The sequence below is a fragment of the Streptomyces africanus genome, assembly GCF_030816955.1.
Lineage (GTDB): Bacteria > Actinomycetota > Actinomycetes > Streptomycetales > Streptomycetaceae > Streptomyces > Streptomyces africanus.
This window is the reverse complement of record NZ_JAUSYP010000001.1, coordinates 2,569,868-2,584,258: the sequence shown is the minus strand read 5'-3', so window position 1 is coordinate 2,584,258 and position 14,391 is coordinate 2,569,868. Positions and strand designations below refer to the sequence as shown.

At 69.3% G+C, this 14,391-nt stretch carries 14 protein-coding genes; 6 read left to right on the top strand and 8 right to left on the bottom strand.

Annotated features, from left to right (window positions below; translation table 11 throughout):
• The first annotated feature begins 56 nt into the window (after window positions 1–56).
• Window positions 57–713, top strand: a complete 657-nt coding sequence (locus QF034_RS12025) for a pirin family protein (RefSeq protein ID WP_307179860.1) — start codon at window positions 57–59, stop codon at window positions 711–713.
• On the opposite strand, the gene QF034_RS12020 is transcribed toward QF034_RS12025, so the two are convergent.
• Complete coding sequence (locus QF034_RS12020) at window positions 710–1,525, bottom strand: serine hydrolase domain-containing protein (protein WP_307174935.1); 816 nt, start codon at window positions 1,523–1,525, stop codon at window positions 710–712. The genes QF034_RS12025 and QF034_RS12020 overlap by 4 nt on opposite strands.
• Before the next feature lie 18 nt (window positions 1,526–1,543).
• Window positions 1,544–2,011, bottom strand: a complete 468-nt coding sequence (locus QF034_RS12015) for a GNAT family N-acetyltransferase (protein ID WP_307174934.1) — start codon at window positions 2,009–2,011, stop codon at window positions 1,544–1,546.
• Between the two features lie 98 nt (window positions 2,012–2,109).
• Between QF034_RS12015 and QF034_RS12010 the strand changes: the two genes are divergently transcribed.
• Both QF034_RS12010 and QF034_RS12005 read left to right on the top strand, forming a co-directional pair.
• Entirely contained in the window at window positions 2,110–2,574 is a 465-nt protein-coding gene (locus QF034_RS12010) for a MerR family transcriptional regulator (protein WP_307174933.1), read from the top strand.
• Window positions 2,571–3,587: an aldo/keto reductase gene (locus QF034_RS12005; protein ID WP_307174932.1), complete on the top strand. Its 1,017-nt coding sequence runs from the start codon at window positions 2,571–2,573 to the stop codon at window positions 3,585–3,587. The genes QF034_RS12010 and QF034_RS12005 overlap by 4 nt, the downstream gene beginning before the upstream one ends.
• Before the next feature lie 105 nt (window positions 3,588–3,692).
• Here the strand turns inward: QF034_RS12005 and QF034_RS12000 are convergent, their stop codons facing one another.
• The 3 genes from QF034_RS12000 to QF034_RS11990 all read right to left on the bottom strand — a co-directional run bounded on the left by QF034_RS12000 (window position 3,693) and on the right by QF034_RS11990 (window position 6,543).
• Window positions 3,693–4,562 carry a DUF4429 domain-containing protein gene (locus QF034_RS12000; protein ID WP_307179859.1) on the bottom strand — a complete coding sequence of 290 codons (870 nt, stop codon included), beginning with the start codon at window positions 4,560–4,562 and terminating at the stop codon, window positions 3,693–3,695.
• A 66-nt stretch (window positions 4,563–4,628) separates the two neighbouring features.
• Complete coding sequence (locus QF034_RS11995) at window positions 4,629–5,837, bottom strand: alpha/beta hydrolase family protein (protein WP_307174931.1); 1,209 nt, start codon at window positions 5,835–5,837, stop codon at window positions 4,629–4,631.
• Window positions 5,838–5,910: 73 nt separating this feature from the next.
• Window positions 5,911–6,543, bottom strand: a complete 633-nt coding sequence (locus QF034_RS11990) for a TetR family transcriptional regulator (protein ID WP_307174930.1) — start codon at window positions 6,541–6,543, stop codon at window positions 5,911–5,913.
• A gap of 113 nt (window positions 6,544–6,656) precedes the next feature.
• Here QF034_RS11990 and QF034_RS11985 point away from each other — a divergent pair, with 113 nt between their 5' ends.
• Window positions 6,657–8,282, top strand: a complete 1,626-nt coding sequence (locus QF034_RS11985; protein WP_307174929.1) for an MFS transporter — start codon at window positions 6,657–6,659, stop codon at window positions 8,280–8,282.
• Between the two features lie 235 nt (window positions 8,283–8,517).
• Window positions 8,518–8,829, top strand: a complete 312-nt coding sequence (locus tag QF034_RS11980; protein WP_307174928.1) for a small hydrophobic protein — start codon at window positions 8,518–8,520, stop codon at window positions 8,827–8,829.
• A gap of 275 nt (window positions 8,830–9,104) precedes the next feature.
• Here the strand turns inward: QF034_RS11980 and QF034_RS11975 are convergent, their stop codons facing one another.
• The gene (locus QF034_RS11975; RefSeq protein ID WP_370880785.1) at window positions 9,105–9,929 is read right to left on the bottom strand and encodes an HARBI1 family protein; all 825 of its coding nucleotides are present in this window, start codon (window positions 9,927–9,929) and stop codon (window positions 9,105–9,107) included.
• Between the two features lie 183 nt (window positions 9,930–10,112).
• Between QF034_RS11975 and QF034_RS11970 the strand changes: the two genes are divergently transcribed.
• Window positions 10,113–10,508, top strand: coding sequence for a VOC family protein (locus QF034_RS11970; protein WP_307174927.1), 396 nt, complete (start codon window positions 10,113–10,115; stop codon window positions 10,506–10,508).
• A 60-nt stretch (window positions 10,509–10,568) separates the two neighbouring features.
• On the opposite strand, the gene QF034_RS11965 is transcribed toward QF034_RS11970, so the two are convergent.
• Together QF034_RS11965 and aceE are read right to left on the bottom strand one after the other, a co-directional pair.
• Window positions 10,569–11,303: a potassium channel family protein gene (locus QF034_RS11965; RefSeq protein WP_307174926.1), complete on the bottom strand. Its 735-nt coding sequence runs from the start codon at window positions 11,301–11,303 to the stop codon at window positions 10,569–10,571.
• Between the two features lie 83 nt (window positions 11,304–11,386).
• Window positions 11,387–14,134 (bottom strand): pyruvate dehydrogenase (acetyl-transferring), homodimeric type, encoded by a 2,748-nt coding sequence (gene aceE / locus QF034_RS11960; RefSeq protein ID WP_307174925.1) that lies wholly within the window; start codon window positions 14,132–14,134, stop codon window positions 11,387–11,389.
• Window positions 14,135–14,391 lie beyond the last annotated feature (257 nt).

The following is a 14,391-nucleotide window of genomic DNA, read 5'->3' as shown; positions in this document are numbered from 1 at the left end:
AAGACTGCCTTATCCGGACGGGAGGGTGCGTCGGCGGGTCTACGGTGGACTCCGTGATGGACATTCGGCGCGCCGAAGAGCGCTACCGGGGCGGTGACCCGGCGGCCGGAATCGAGAGCCGGCACGCCTTCTCCTTCGGGCCGCACTACGACCCGGACAACCTCCGTTTCGGCGCGGTGATCGCCTGCAACGAGGAGCGCCTGGCACCCGGCGCCGGCTTCGACGAGCATCCGCACAGCCACACCGAGATCGTGACGTGGGTCGTGGAGGGCGAGCTGACGCACCGGGACTCCACCGGGCACGAGTCGGTGGTGCGCCACGGGGACGTGCAGCGGCTGAGTTCGGCGGGCGGGGTGCGGCACGTGGAGCGCAACGACGGCCCCGGCCCCCTGACCTTCGTCCAGATGTGGCTGGCCCCGCTCCGGCCCGGCGGTGACCCGTACTACGAGGTCGTCCACGGCATCGCCGACTCGACGCCCTACGCCGTCCCGGAGGCCGGTGCGATGCTGCACGTACGGCGCCTGGGGGCGGGGGAGCGGACGGCGGTACCGGACGCGGCGTACGCGTACGTGCACGTCGTACGCGGGGAGGTGCGCCTGGACGGCGAGACGCTGGGCACCGGCGACGCGGCCCGGATCACCGACGCGAAGGGCCTGGAGGCCGAGGGCGTGACGGAGGCGGAGCTGCTCGTCTGGGAAATGAACCTGACCTAGAGGCCGGCCAGCACCGCGTCCGTGAACGGCGGCCACGCCTCGATCGCCCAGGGCCCGAACGCCCGGTCCGTCAGCGCGACGCACGCGGCCCGCGCGTCGGGGTCGATCCACAGGAACGTACCCGACTGCCCGAAATGCCCGAAGGTGCGGGGCGAGGACGAAGAGCCCGTCCAGTGCGGCGACTTGGAGTCGCGGATCTCGAAGCCGAGACCCCAGTCGTTGGGGTTCTGGTGCCCGTACCCCGGCAGGACGCCCTTCGTGCCCGGGTAGTGCACGGTCATCGCCTCGGCGACCGTACGGGGGTCCAGCAGGCGCGGGGCCTGCACCTCGGCCGCGAACCGCAGCAGGTCCTCGACCGTGGACACGCCGTCCTTGGCCGGAGAGCCGTCCAGGGTCGTCGAGGTCATCCCCAGGGGCTCCAGCACGGCCTGCCGCAGGTACTCCCCGAACGGGATGTCGGTCGCCTTCGCGACGTGGTCGCCGAGTTGCTCGAAGCCGGCGTTGGAGTACAGCCGCCGTTCGCCGGGCCGGGCCGTGACCTTGTGCTCGTCGAAGGCGAGGCCCGAGGTGTGCGCGAGCAGGTGCCGGACCGTCGACCCGGCGGGACCGGCGGGCTCGTCGAGTTCGACGGCCCCCTCCTCGTAGGCGACGAGCACCGCGTAGGCGGCGAGCGGCTTGGTCACTGACGCGAGCGGGAACCGCTGTCCGGCCGGTCCGTGGGTGCCCAGCACGGTGCCGTCCGCCCGTACGACACCCGCCGCGGCGGTGGGAACCGGCCAGTTCTCGATCAACGCGAGGCTCTTCAGCGACATGCGTTCGAGCCTATGCGCTCAGAGCGTCAGCTCCAGCAAGGGGTCGGGCTTGGGCCGGAAACCGAGGGAGACGTACAGCGGCTCGGCCTCCGGTGAGGCGGTGAGCTGCACGCGCCGGGCGCCGCGCTCGCGGAACCACTCCAGCAGCGTCGTCATGCACGCGCGCGCATATCCACGGCGCCGGGCGGACGGGTCGGTGGCGACACTGAAGACGAAACCGACCATGCCCCGCGGCTCGCCCGACTTCCCGATGCGGTAGTCGATCGTCCCGGCCACCAGCGACGCCAGCGCCCCCGGCCGCTCCGGGTGGTCCACGACGAACGCCGTGAAGTCCCCGTCCTCCTCGCCCAGTTTGGCCCTCAGTGTGGGGAGCGACTCCCCGTGCCAGGCGGCGGAGGGGTCACCGAACATCGAGTTGATCATGATCTGGCGCAGGCGGAGGACTTCCTCGGCGTCCTCGGGCAGGGCGCGGCGTACGGCACTCATGACGCCCTACGCTAACCAGCCGGATCAAGAAGCGTCCTGCCGATTTCTTACCGTCGGCGCTTGCTTGGAGTGCACTCCAAGGTTCTAGCGTTGGGGTCATGACGGTGATGGAGACCACGGGTACCAGGACCGACAGCTGCGCCGGCCCGCCCCAGCAGAACCGGCGTCCGGACGGCGAGGACCGCTACACGATCAGTGAGGTCGTCGCCCTGACCGGCCTGACGGCGCACACCCTGCGCTGGTACGAGCGCATCGGCCTGATGCCGCACATCGACCGGTCCCACACCGGCCAGCGGCGCTACACCAACCGCGACCTCGACTGGCTCGACCTCGTCGGCAAGCTCCGCCTGACGGGTATGCCGGTCGCCGACATGGTCAGGTACGCGGAACTCGTGCGTGAGGGCGACCACACCTACGGCGAGCGCTTCGATCTGCTGAAGACGACCCGCGAGGACGTGCTGGCCAGGATCGACGAACTCCGGGGCACGCTCGCCGTGCTCGACCGGAAGATCAGTTTCTACGCGGACGCCGGGCGGGCCCTGGCGTCGGAGAGGTCCCGATGACGGACGGCAGGATCACGACGGCGAAGCTCGGCGACAACGGCCCGGAGGTGGGCGTCCAGGGCCTCGGCTGCATGGGCATGAGCTTCGGCTACGGCCCCTCGGACGCGGACGCGTCCCGGGCCACCCTCGAACGGGCGCTCGAACTGGGCGTCACCCTGTACGACACGGCCGACGCGTACGGCGCCGGCGAGAACGAGCGGTTCCTGTCGCCGTTCTTCAAGGCACACCGCGACGAGGTCGTCATCGCGACCAAGTTCGCCCTGTCGATCCCCCCGGACGACCCGACGCGCCGCATCGTCCGCAACGACCCGCCCTACATCCGCCAGGCCGTCGAGGAGAGCCTGAAGCGCCTCGACGTCGACGTCATCGACCTCTACTACATGCACCGGCGCGATGTGAACGTGCCGATCGAGGAGAGCGTCGGCACCATGGCCGACCTGGTCCGCGAGGGCAAGGTCAAGCACCTGGGCCTGAGCGAGGTGACGGCGGACGAACTCCGCGCCGCCCACGCGGTGCACCCGATCGCGGCCGTGCAGTCGGAGTGGTCGCTGTTCAGCCGTGACATCGAGCCGAAGGTGGTCCCCGCGGCCCGCGACCTGGGCGTGGCCCTGGTCCCCTACTCCCCGCTCGGCCGCGGCTTCCTGACCGGCTCCTTCACCAACGCCGAGCAGGACCTGACGCCGGGCGACTTCCGCCGCCAGCAGCCCCGTTTCACCGGGGACAACGCGACGGCCAACGCCTCCCTGCTGGAGCTGATCCGCTCGGTGGCCGACTCCCACGGCGCCTCCCTCGGCCAGATCGCCCTGGCCTGGGTCCAGCAGCAGGCGACGATCCACAACCTCCCGGTGATCCCGATCCCCGGCACCCGCAATCCGTCCAGGGTGGAGGAGAACACGGCAGCGACCAGGATCGTCCTGACGGACGAACAACTGGACCTGCTGAACGGCATAGCGGCCCAGGTAGCAGGCAACCGCTACGCGGACATGGCGTTCACTTCGGCCGGACGTGAGTAAGAGGGACTCAAGGGGCGCGGGGCTGTGTCGATTTGCGGCTCCGCCGCGTGTGCGCGATCAACCACGCACAACCCGCGCCCGCCCAGGGCGAGAACCTGGCAGACGCTAAAGCTCCGCCAACAACTCAGCCTTTTTGACCGAAAACTCCTCATCGGTCACCAACCCGGCCTGATGCAGTTCACCAAGGTGCCGAATCCGCTCGGCGATATCCGCAGGATCACGCCGCGGCCCCGCCGCGGACACCGCCGCCACCGGACTCGACGCCCGCACGGCCGCCAACACCGCCGCAGCGAACGGCAGTGACTCATGCACAGGCCCGTACCCCAGCCCGAACACCACCGCGGCAGGATCCTGGTCGGCCTGCGCAGCAGCCCCGGCCCCCGACTCGCCGCGCCGCAACAACCGCAGATGCCCCTCGAAGACCTCGGGCGACCGCCACTCCACCCCGTTCAGCTCCCCGACGGGAAAACTCTGGTCGCCGGCCTTCCACTTCGCCGACGACGCCCCCGTCCAGAACCACCGGAAGTTCACCGTCCGCCCGTCGAAGGAGGCCTTCCCGTCGTACGCCTTGAAGGACAACGGCCCCTTCGGCGGCTCCACGAGGAACCGCTCCGCCGGCCCCGACTCCGACTCCGTCAGCAGCGACCGCAACTCGTCGGCGTAGTACTCCGCGAGGACCTCCCGCTCGGCGGGCAGCACCAGCCGGTAGGGATCGCCGCTGTCCTTGAGCTGTCCGGCGGCGGCCTCCATCAACGGATCCGCACCGGGCCGCGGCTCGACGCGCAGCACCACCGTGCCGCGCTTCCCGCGGGTCAGTGTCACCCCGGCGATGGCGTCCAGGGGCACACGACGTTCCCCCAGCGCCTGGAAGAGCTTGGGTGTTCGGATCCCCCGCTCGTAACGGATGAGCACGGAGTCGGACTCGAACTCCCAGGCGGCATGAAATCCGGCCAGTACGTCACCCATGCGGCTCATCGTATGCGGCACGCGCTCCTCCGTCCCCCTCCCGAGCAGACCGCAGTTTCTTCGCCTCTACGCGCGTCAGGCCGCAGCCGTGCCGGACAAACCGGTCCGGCAGACGCCGTCTTCGTGCGCGCAGTGCACCGAGCGGTATGCGCCGACGCCGATCTCTGCGAAATTCATCAGACTTGCCGTACCCGGCTCGAAGTAGCCGGCGTGACCCTTCGCACCCTGCGCCGACAGCACCCGCGCACCGAACCCGGCGGACACCGGGTCAGCTCCGTGGCCCAGCCCGCCGAGTTCCAGGTACGGCACGTCCTGGATCCAGTCGTCGGCGTCCCGCATCGCCCACACCCGGGCGGTGGTGTGCAGCTGGGCGGCCTTCTCCGCGCGCATGCCGGGGCTGCCGGCCACCGCGATGTCGGACACCCGGCCCGGCAGCGAGCGCGCGGCGACCCCGCACACGACGGAGCCGTAGCTGTGGCAGAACAGCGAGACCGGCGAGCCGCCCGGCAGGGCCCGCACCAGCGCGTTCAGCCGTACGGCTCCCTCCTCGGCGCGCATCGCCGTGGCCGAGTCGATGCCGAGTCCGCTGGGCGCCGTGTAGTCGGCCCAGGCGATCACGGCCGTACGGGTCGAGGGGCTCGCCGTCCGCTCGGCCGCATACAGGGACTCGGCCATGCCGACGGGCGCCGCGTACTTGCGCTGGGTGCGCTGGAAGGTGAGCAGGTCGGTGTCCACGCCGGGCACGACGACCGAGACCCGGTCCGCCTCGCGCAGGTCGCCGAAGACCTCCGCCACCCGCCCCGAACCCTCGGGATCGAAGGCGAGGATGTGGCGGCCCTTCTCCATGAGGTCGTCGAAGCGGTGCATCCGGCGGGCGGCCTCGCGCTTGCCGGACGGGGTGAGACGGCTGTCGTGCATGCGTTCCCGCTCGACCTTGCGTGCCTGGCCGAGCGCGACGCGATTGGCGCGGTAGCGCAGTTCGACGGGGGCGCCGTTCATGTTGCCGACCGCGAGCGGGTACTTGCGGACCAGGCTCGCGCGGTCCCGCTCGGTGAGCGAGGTGAAGAAACGGGCCAGCTTCGTCGGCTGGGACTGCGGGTCCGGCAGCCGGTGACCGCCGATCCGGCCGTGCTCCCAGGCGGAGAGCGAGGCCTGGAGCGGCGTGTCGCCCCGCTGGTTGCGCAGGGCCGTCCAGCCGGTGGTCGCCAGCATCACGAACACGACGGCCAGAGCGAGCAGTGCGCGCCAGACGTTCAGCTGCGGGGTGGTGTCGAAGGAAGTCACTGAAAGGACACACTAGGAGAACGAGAGGGTCTCGCGTTAACCAAGTGACCGGGATCACGTTTCGGTGGATGTGCTAAGGGGACTGCTCTGTACGCCAGTTCCCGGCCAGGGCGGGGCCCACCTGATCCAGGTAGGTGGCGGTGAGTTGGCGCATTCCTTCGAGCGTGAGGTCGTCCCCCGCGGACCACAGGCGCTCGGTGACACGAATCACTCCGCCGAAGAGGGCCACGACGATTCTGGGCCGCGGATCCGCGTCCACGTCGAGCCCCTCGCGCTCGGCGATGATGCGCGCGAGTTCCTCCTCCAACTCCGCCGCCCGCCGCAGATGGGCGGCGAGCAGCGCGGGCGTCGACTCGATCACCCGGTAGACGCGCATGTGGAGCTCGACCGGCACGATCTCCTCGATCGTCTCGTTGATCGTGTCCCAGCTCTCCAGTACGGCCCGGCGCAGCGCCTCCAGCGGGGCCTCGTCCGGCGGGCGGACCCGTACGGCCTCGACGACCTGGTTCTCCGCGAGCCGCGGCACGTAGAACGCCGTCTCCTCCTTGCCCGCGAAGTAGCGGAAGAAGGTGCGCTGCGAGACGTCGACGGCGGCGGCGATGTCGTCGACGGTCGTCTCCTCGTACCCGCGCGTGGCGAACAGTTCCAGGGCGGCCCGCAGCAGCGCGTCCCGGGTGCGCTGTTTCTTGCGTTCGCGCAGGTTCAAGAGGTGCCTCTCTTCGGTGTTTGCCCAGTTCAGGCTATAGGGAAGGTGACGTGTCAGTTACCGACTTGTGAATTGGTTTGTCAATTGTCAGTGGCTGTCATTAGCCTCGAAGCATGACTAGTCAGACCACCATCGACACGACGGGGTCGGGGGGCAACACGCCGGCGACGCCGTCGGACGCGACGCCGGGCAAGGGGCTGCGAGGGCACCCGTGGCTCACCCTCATCACCGTCGCAGTGGGGGTCATGATGGTGGCCCTCGACGGCACCATCGTGGCCATAGCCAACCCCGCGATACAGAAGGACCTGGGCGCCACCTTCGCCCAGGTCCAGTGGATCACCAACGGATACTTCCTCGCCCTCGCGGTCTCCCTGATCACCGCGGGCAAGCTCGGCGACCGCTTCGGTCACCGGCAGACCTTCATCATCGGCGTCGTCGGCTTCGCCGCCGCCTCGGGGGCCATCGGTCTGTCCGACAGCATCGCGCTGGTCGTCACCTTCCGCGTCCTGCAAGGTCTCTTCGGTGCGCTGCTGATGCCGGCCGCGCTCGGCCTGCTGCGGGCCACCTTCCCGGCCGAGAAGCTCAACATGGCGATCGGCATCTGGGGCATGGTCATCGGCGCGTCCACCGCCGGCGGCCCGATCCTCGGCGGCGTGCTCGTCGAGCACGTCAACTGGCAGTCGGTGTTCTTCATCAACGTGCCGGTCGGTGTCCTCGCCGTCGTCCTCGGCGTGCTGATCCTGCTCGACCACCGCGCCGAGAACGCCCCGCGCTCCTTCGACATCCTGGGCATCGCCCTGCTGTCGACCTCCGTGTTCTGCCTGGTGTGGGCGCTCATCAAGGCCCCGCCGTCCGAGTGGGGCTGGGGCGACGCCAAGACGCTGGCGTTCCTCGGCGCCTCCGTACTGGGCTTCGCGCTGTTCGCCTTCTGGGAGACGAAGGTCAAGGAGCCGCTGATCCCGCTCGCGCTGTTCCGCTCCGTGGCGCTGTCCGCGGGTGTCGTGCTGATGGTCCTGATGGCCATCGCCTTCATGGGCGGTCTGTTCTTCGTGACGTTCTACCTCCAGAACGTGCACGGCATGGGCCCGGTCGACGCGGGTCTGCACCTGCTGCCGCTCACCGGCATGATGATCGTCGGCTCGCCGCTCGCCGGCGCGATGATCACCAAGTTCGGCCCCCGCGTCCCGCTCGCGGGCGGTATGGCGCTCACCGCGATCGCCATGTACGGGATGTCGACGCTGGAGACGGACACCGGCAGCGGCATCATGTCGCTCTGGTTCGCCCTGCTCGGCCTCGGCCTCGCGCCGGTCATGGTCGGCGCGACCGAAGTCATCGTCGGCAACGCCCCGATGGAGCTGTCAGGCGTGGCGGGCGGTCTCCAGCAGGCCGCCATGCAGATCGGCGGCAGCCTCGGTACGGCCGTGCTGGGCGCCGTGATGGCCTCCAAGGTCAACAGCGACCTCGCGGGCAACTGGACGAAGGCGGGCCTCCCGCCGCTCACGCCGGAGCAGGAGCACCAGGCGTCCGAGGCGGTCCAGGTCGGTGTCCCGCCGGTGGCGCCGGGGACGCCGGACGCGATCGCCGCGAAGATCACGGGCGTCGCGCACGACACGTTCATCTCCGGCATGAGCGCGGCCTCCCTGGTGGCCGCCGGCGTTGCCGTGGTGGCGGTGCTGGTGGCGTTCCTCACCAAGCGCGGTGAGAACGCGGGCGCCGGCGCGGGCGCGGCGCACATCTGACGGTCTTCTTCCCGGTGTTCGCCTATCAGGGTGAACAAGACCGCCGCCCCCTCCCCTCCGGCGGGCATCGCAGGTCACAGTGGGTCAAGTCCTCCGCAGTGCCTGGAGGGCGGACGCTGCGGCGCGCTGCCGGAGGGGGGCAGCGCGCAAGCAGCGGGATTGAGGCCTCGTTTGGGGGTACTCGTCATGTCGTACCCGAACCGAACCCCAACCGACTGAGGGTTTACGGGAGTTGATGATGGCGAGCTTCGGACACGGATCGCGCAGGTACCCCCGCTCACGTGGCCGGACGTGGTCACGGACCGGGCCGGATCGCGCGACGCTCGGAATCATCGGAGTCATCTGCGCGGTCGCCGGATTCTTCGTGCTGGGGATCATCCTCGGCCCCGTGGCGATCGTCTGCGGCTGGCTCGCCATGGGCCGCACGTGGGCGGGCTCCCGCCCGGCCACGGCCGTGGTCGCCCTGGTCCTGGGTGCCATCGACACGCTCCTGGCCATCATCTGGCTGGCCGGAGCGACAACCCCGGGCAACGGCATGCTCTTCTGACCCGGGCATCCGAGGAAGGCCTCCGGCGGCCAAGCCGGGGGCCCTTCTCATGCCCAAGCTGCGGGCAGTCTCGAGCCGCTCAGCTGCGGGCAATCGTGCCTCCCTCAGTGCCTCAAGGGCCTGGGAGGTACCCCAGGGCGGCACGGGCGGGCGCAGCGGCACCTCGCCGCACCGAGCTGCGCACCCACCCGCCCCGGGCACGAACCCCGAGCACTAGTCAACGGGCGTCACTGAACCCTTCTCGGTAACGTCTCGTGACGGTTCGTGATTTTCGTTCAGGTGGTTCGGCCGTGCTCCAGATGGAGCAGGACGAGGGCGGCTCGGGCGATCCGGGTGATGCCTCTGGGGTCGAGGCTGACTCGGCGCAGGGCCTTGAAGGTGACCTTGAGCAGGGCGTTGGCCCGCTCGGCGACCGCGTGGACGCCTCGGATGACCGAGTTGAACGTCTGCCGTGCGTCGTCGAGTTCGCCTCCCTTGGGCTTCTTGACCGGGTGGCGGAAGCCGTCGTCGGCGTTCTCGTAGCCGAGGTCGGTCAGGGTGAGAATGTCCAGGGTGGAGGCGAGCCGGTTGAGGGCGTCGACCAAGCCGTGGGTGCGGGCGCAGGTGGTGTCGTGCTCGCGGCCGGGGCGGACCGGGGAGACCCAGATCGGCCAGCCGTCGGGGGCGGAGATGACTTGGACGTTGCCGCAGTGGTGCTTGTGCTTCCCGGACCACCACAGGTCGGCGCCGTTGGGGCCGGGGGCGGCGACGCGGTCGGTACGGATGACGGTGCCGTCCAGGTTGAGATGGGTGTGGCCGGCGGCCGCCGCCCGATCCAGCGCGGTGGACAGATCCGGGGCGTGGTCGGCGAGCACGGTCAGCCCCTCGTGCAAGTAGCGGTATGCGGTGGGTACCGAAACCCTGTTGTCCCGGGCGAGTTGGGCCAGCCGGGTCCCGTCGACGAACCACCGCAGCACCAGGACACCCTGCTTGAAGACGCCCAGAGCGCGGGTCCCCTTGCGGGTGCCGAGCCGTTCGCGGTGCTCGCGCAAGAGCCGGGCGAGAGTCTCGGCGGTCTCCCTGCCGACGTCGAGTGTTGCGGTGTAGGTGATACCGGTCAACGCGTGAAGCCTCTGGATTCTGGGACGTGATCTTCGCAGACATGTTCCTACCAGGGGCTTCTCGCGTATCTGATGCCGGATCAAACCCGTCTGACGGCCCTGGTCAGTCAGGAAGATCGCGGATCTGCCGGACGGGAGGCCCAGCCAATACTCTGAGCCCCGTCCGCACTATCTGGGAGAGTCATGACAAGTAGGTTCACCGAGTTGGCCGTTGACTGCCACGATCCGGAGAGGCTCGCGGCCTTCTGGTGCGAGGTCCTGGACTTCAAGGTGATCGACCGGAGCGAGGGCAAGGTCGAGATCGGCTCCTGGGTGCCGACCGTCGAGGATGTTCGGGCCCGCCAGATGCCAGCCACCCTGCTGTTCATCCAGGTACCCGAGGGCAAGACCGTGAAGAACCGGCTTCACCTCGACGTCAGCCCGATCGACGCCAGCACCGAGAACGAGGTGACCAGATTGCTCGGCCTCGGCGCCACCAAGACGGATGTGGGCCAGGGCTCAGACCGAAACTGGGTGGTCATGGCAGACCCCGAGGGCAACGAGTTCTGCGTCCTGCGCACCCTGGCACCGCAGAAGTAGGCCGCGAGCGGGCACCCGCACCCCGTCACACACCGCAACCGTCACGTTGCCGAGAAGACCTCACTCAACGGACGTCCCCTTCAACGCCGCCACTTCCCCCCGCAACGCCCGAACCTCCTCCGTCAACTCCCGGATCGCCTCCGTCTGCCGCCGCTCCTCCACATCGTCCTTCTCGAACCGCGCGATGAACCACGCCGCGATGTTCGCCGTCACCACACCCAGCAGAGCGATCCCGGACAGCATCAGCCCGACCGCCAGCATCCGCCCCAGCCCGGTCGTCGGCGCATGATCCCCGTACCCCACGGTCGTCATCGTCGTGAACGACCACCACACCGCATCACCCAGCGTCCGGATGTTCCCGTCCGGCGAGTCCCGCTCCACCGACAGCACCGCCAGCGACCCGAACATCAGCAGCCCGACCACCGCACCCACGACATACGTCGTGAGCCTTATCTGCGAGGCCATCCGCGCCCGCTGCCCGACCAGCAGCAGCGTCGACACCATCCGCAGCAACCGCATCGGCTGAAACATCGGCAGCAACACCGCGCCCAGGTCGAGCCAGTGCGTCCGTACGAACACCAGCCGCTGCTCGGCGAGCGCGAGCCGTATGCCGTAGTCGAGCGCGAACGCACCCCACACCACCCACTCGACGGCCGTGCACACGTCCACCACGTCCCGGCTCGCGTCGGGCCGGACGATCGGCACCGCATAGGCGACGGCGAAGGCCAGGGCCAGGCCGAACAACGGCCGCTGCGTGTGCTGTTCCCAACGGAGTTGGGCCGACTTCTGATGCATGGCCGAATCGTAGAAAAGGTGAAGGGGTGGTGTGCCCACGGTGTACCCGTGAGGCTCACCACCCCTTGACAGGGCCTGGCGTGTCAGGCGTCGCCGCCCGCGACCCCCGGATCGGCCGCCGACACGTCGAGCAGCTGGTACCGGTCGATGGCCTGCTTGAGCACCGACCGGTCGACCTTGCCCTCACGGGCCAGCTCGGTCAGCACCCCCACCACGATCGACTGCGCGTCGATGTGGAAGAAGCGGCGGGCCGCGCCCCGCGTGTCCGCGAACCCGAAACCGTCCGCGCCGAGCGACTGGTACGTCTGCGGCACCCAGCGCGCGATCTGGTCCGGGACCGACCGCATCCAGTCGGACACGGCCACGACCGGGCCCTCCGCGCCCGCCAGCTTCCGCGTCACGTACGGCACCCGCTGCTCCTCCTCGGGGTGCAGCAGGTTGTGCTCCTCGCAGGCCACGGCCTCGCGCCGCAGCTCGTTCCAGGAGGTCGCCGACCAGACGTCGGCCTTGACGTTCCACTCCTCGGCGAGGATCTTCTGCGCCTCGACCGCCCACGGCACCGCGACACCCGACGCCATGATCTGCGCCGGGATCGAGCCGCCCGTGCCCTCGCTGAAGCGGTAGACGCCCTTGAGGATGCCCTCGACGTCCACGTTCTCGGGCTCGGCCGGGTGCTGGATCGGCTCGTTGTAGACGGTCAGGTAGTAGAAGACGTCCTCGCCGTGCGGGTGCTCCTCGGAGCCGCCGTACATCCGGCGCAGGCCGTCCTGCACGATGTGCGCGATCTCGAAGCCGAACGCCGGGTCGTACGCCACGCAGCCGGGGTTCGTGGAGGCCAGCAGCTGGGAGTGGCCGTCGGCGTGCTGGAGGCCCTCGCCGGTCAGAGTCGTCCGGCCGGCGGTCGCGCCCAGGACGAAACCGCGGGCCAGCTGGTCGGACATCTGCCAGAACTGGTCGCCGGTGCGCTGGAAGCCGAACATCGAGTAGAAGACGTAGACCGGGATCAGCGGCTCGCCGTGGGTCGCGTAGGCGGAGCCGGCGGCGATCAGGGACGCCGTGCAGCCCGCCTCCGAGATGCCGTCGTGCAGCATCTGGCCGTTCGGCGCCTCCTTGTAGGCGAGCAGCAGATCACGGTCGACCGACTCGTACTGCTGGCCGAGCGGGTTGTAGATCTTCGCGCTCGGGAAGAACGAGTCCATGCCGAACGTGCGGTACTCGTCCGGCGCGATCAGCACGAACCGCTTGCCGATCTCCTTGTCCCGCATGAGGTCCTTGAGCAGGCGTACGAAGGCCATCGTCGTGGCGATCGACTGCTGGCCCGAGCCCTTCTTCACGGTCGCGTACGTCTTGTCCTCGGGCAGCGGCAGCGGCTTGGACCGTACGACACGTGTCGGGACGTAACCGCCGCAGCCCTTGCGGCGGTCGTGCATGTACTGGATCTCCTCCGAGTCCCGGCCCGGGTGGTAGTACGGCGGGGCGCCGGACTCCAGCTCCTTGTCCGAGATCGGCAGGTGCAGGCGGTCGCGGAAGCGCTTGAGGTCGTCGACCGTCAGCTTCTTCATCTGGTGCGTGGCGTTGCGGCCCTCGAAGTTCGGGCCCAGCGTCCAGCCCTTGATCGTCTTGGCGAGGATCACCGTCGGCTGGCCCTTGTGCTCCACGGCCGCCTTGTACGCCGCGAAGATCTTCTTGTGGTCGTGACCGCCGCGCCCCAGGTGCAGGATCTGGTCGTCGGTCATGCCCTCGACCATGGCGCGCAGGCGGTGGTCGTCGCCGAAGAAGTGGTCGCGGATGTACGCGCCGGTCTCCGTGGCGTACGTCTGGAACTGCCCGTCCGGCGTGGTGTTCATCTTGTTGACCAGTACGCCGTCGCGGTCCTGGGCGAGCAGCGGGTCCCAGGTGCGGTCCCAGACCAGCTTGATCACGTTCCACCCGGCACCACGGAAGATCGACTCCAGCTCCTGGATGATCTTGCCGTTGCCGCGCACCGGGCCGTCGAGGCGCTGCAGGTTGCAGTTGACGACGAACGTGAGGTTGTCCAGGCCCTCGCGGGCGGCGATGGACAGCTGGCCCAGCGACTCCGGCTCGTCCATCTCGCCGTCGCCGAGGAACGCCCACACGTGCGACTTCGAGGTGTCGGCGATCCCGCGCGCGTGCATGTAGCGGTTCATCCGCGCCTGGTAGATCGCGCCGATCGGGCCGAGGCCCATCGAGACCGTCGGGAACTCCCAGAAGTCCGGCATGAGCCGCGGGTGCGGATACGACGACAGGCCGTACGGCGCCTTCGACTTCTCCTGGCGGAAGCCGTCCAGGTGTTGCTCGCTGAGCCGGTCCAGCAGGAAGGCGCGGGCGTAGATGCCCGGCGAGGCGTGCCCCTGGAAGAAGACCTGGTCGCCGCCGTCACCCTCGTCCTTGCCGCGGAAGAAGTGGTTGAAGCCGACGTCGTACAGGGAGGCGGAGGACGCGAACGTGGCGATGTGGCCGCCCACGCCGATGCCGGGGCGCTGGGCCCGGGAGACCATCACCGCCGCGTTCCACCGGGTGGCGTTGAGGATCTTCCGCTCGATCTCCTCGTTGCCCGGGAAGAACGGCTCGCTCTTGGTGGGGATGGTGTTGACGTAGTCCGTGCTGCGCATCTCCGGCACGGCCACGCGCTTCTCACGGGCCCGCTCGATCAGCCGCAGCATCAGATAACGGGCGCGCTCCCGGCCGCGCTCGTCGACGGCGGCGTCGAGGGAGTCGAGCCACTCCTGCGTCTCTTCGGGATCAAAGTCAGGAACCTGACTCGGAAGGCCGCCAATGATGATCGGGTTGCGATCGGATGCGGAAGCCACGCTGTTCCTTACCTGTCAGAGGGCCTGCGAGGGCCGCTGTTTCGCTGTCGTCGCCGGGCGTTGTCGCTTGGGCCGCGCCGCTCCCCATGGTCCACCTCGGGGCCGTAAACGTCATCTCTACCCATCGGTAACCCGGGCGTGGGGCCGGCTCCGTGACGTATGGGGTGAATACCTTCGAGTCTCGTACCCCCAGACGATTCCCAAACGCCCAAACAGGGCAGAAAGGTGTGGTGTGCGTCACCTCGGGCCATGATGGT

Coding starts and splice junctions, on each gene's coding strand:
- QF034_RS12000 (WP_307179859.1), bottom strand. CDS start 4,562: ATGAGCCGCATGGGTGACGTACTGGCCGGATTTCATGCCGCCTGGGAG.
- QF034_RS12005 (WP_307174932.1), top strand. CDS start 2,571: ATGACGGACGGCAGGATCACGACGGCGAAGCTCGGCGACAACGGCCCG.
- QF034_RS11965 (WP_307174926.1), bottom strand. CDS start 11,303: ATGCATCAGAAGTCGGCCCAACTCCGTTGGGAACAGCACACGCAGCGG.
- QF034_RS12020 (WP_307174935.1), bottom strand. CDS start 1,525: ATGTCGCTGAAGAGCCTCGCGTTGATCGAGAACTGGCCGGTTCCCACC.
- QF034_RS11980 (WP_307174928.1), top strand. CDS start 8,518: ATGATGGCGAGCTTCGGACACGGATCGCGCAGGTACCCCCGCTCACGT.
- QF034_RS11970 (WP_307174927.1), top strand. CDS start 10,113: ATGACAAGTAGGTTCACCGAGTTGGCCGTTGACTGCCACGATCCGGAG.
- QF034_RS11985 (WP_307174929.1), top strand. CDS start 6,657: ATGACTAGTCAGACCACCATCGACACGACGGGGTCGGGGGGCAACACG.
- QF034_RS12010 (WP_307174933.1), top strand. CDS start 2,110: ATGACGGTGATGGAGACCACGGGTACCAGGACCGACAGCTGCGCCGGC.
- QF034_RS12025 (WP_307179860.1), top strand. CDS start 57: ATGGACATTCGGCGCGCCGAAGAGCGCTACCGGGGCGGTGACCCGGCG.
- QF034_RS12015 (WP_307174934.1), bottom strand. CDS start 2,011: ATGAGTGCCGTACGCCGCGCCCTGCCCGAGGACGCCGAGGAAGTCCTC.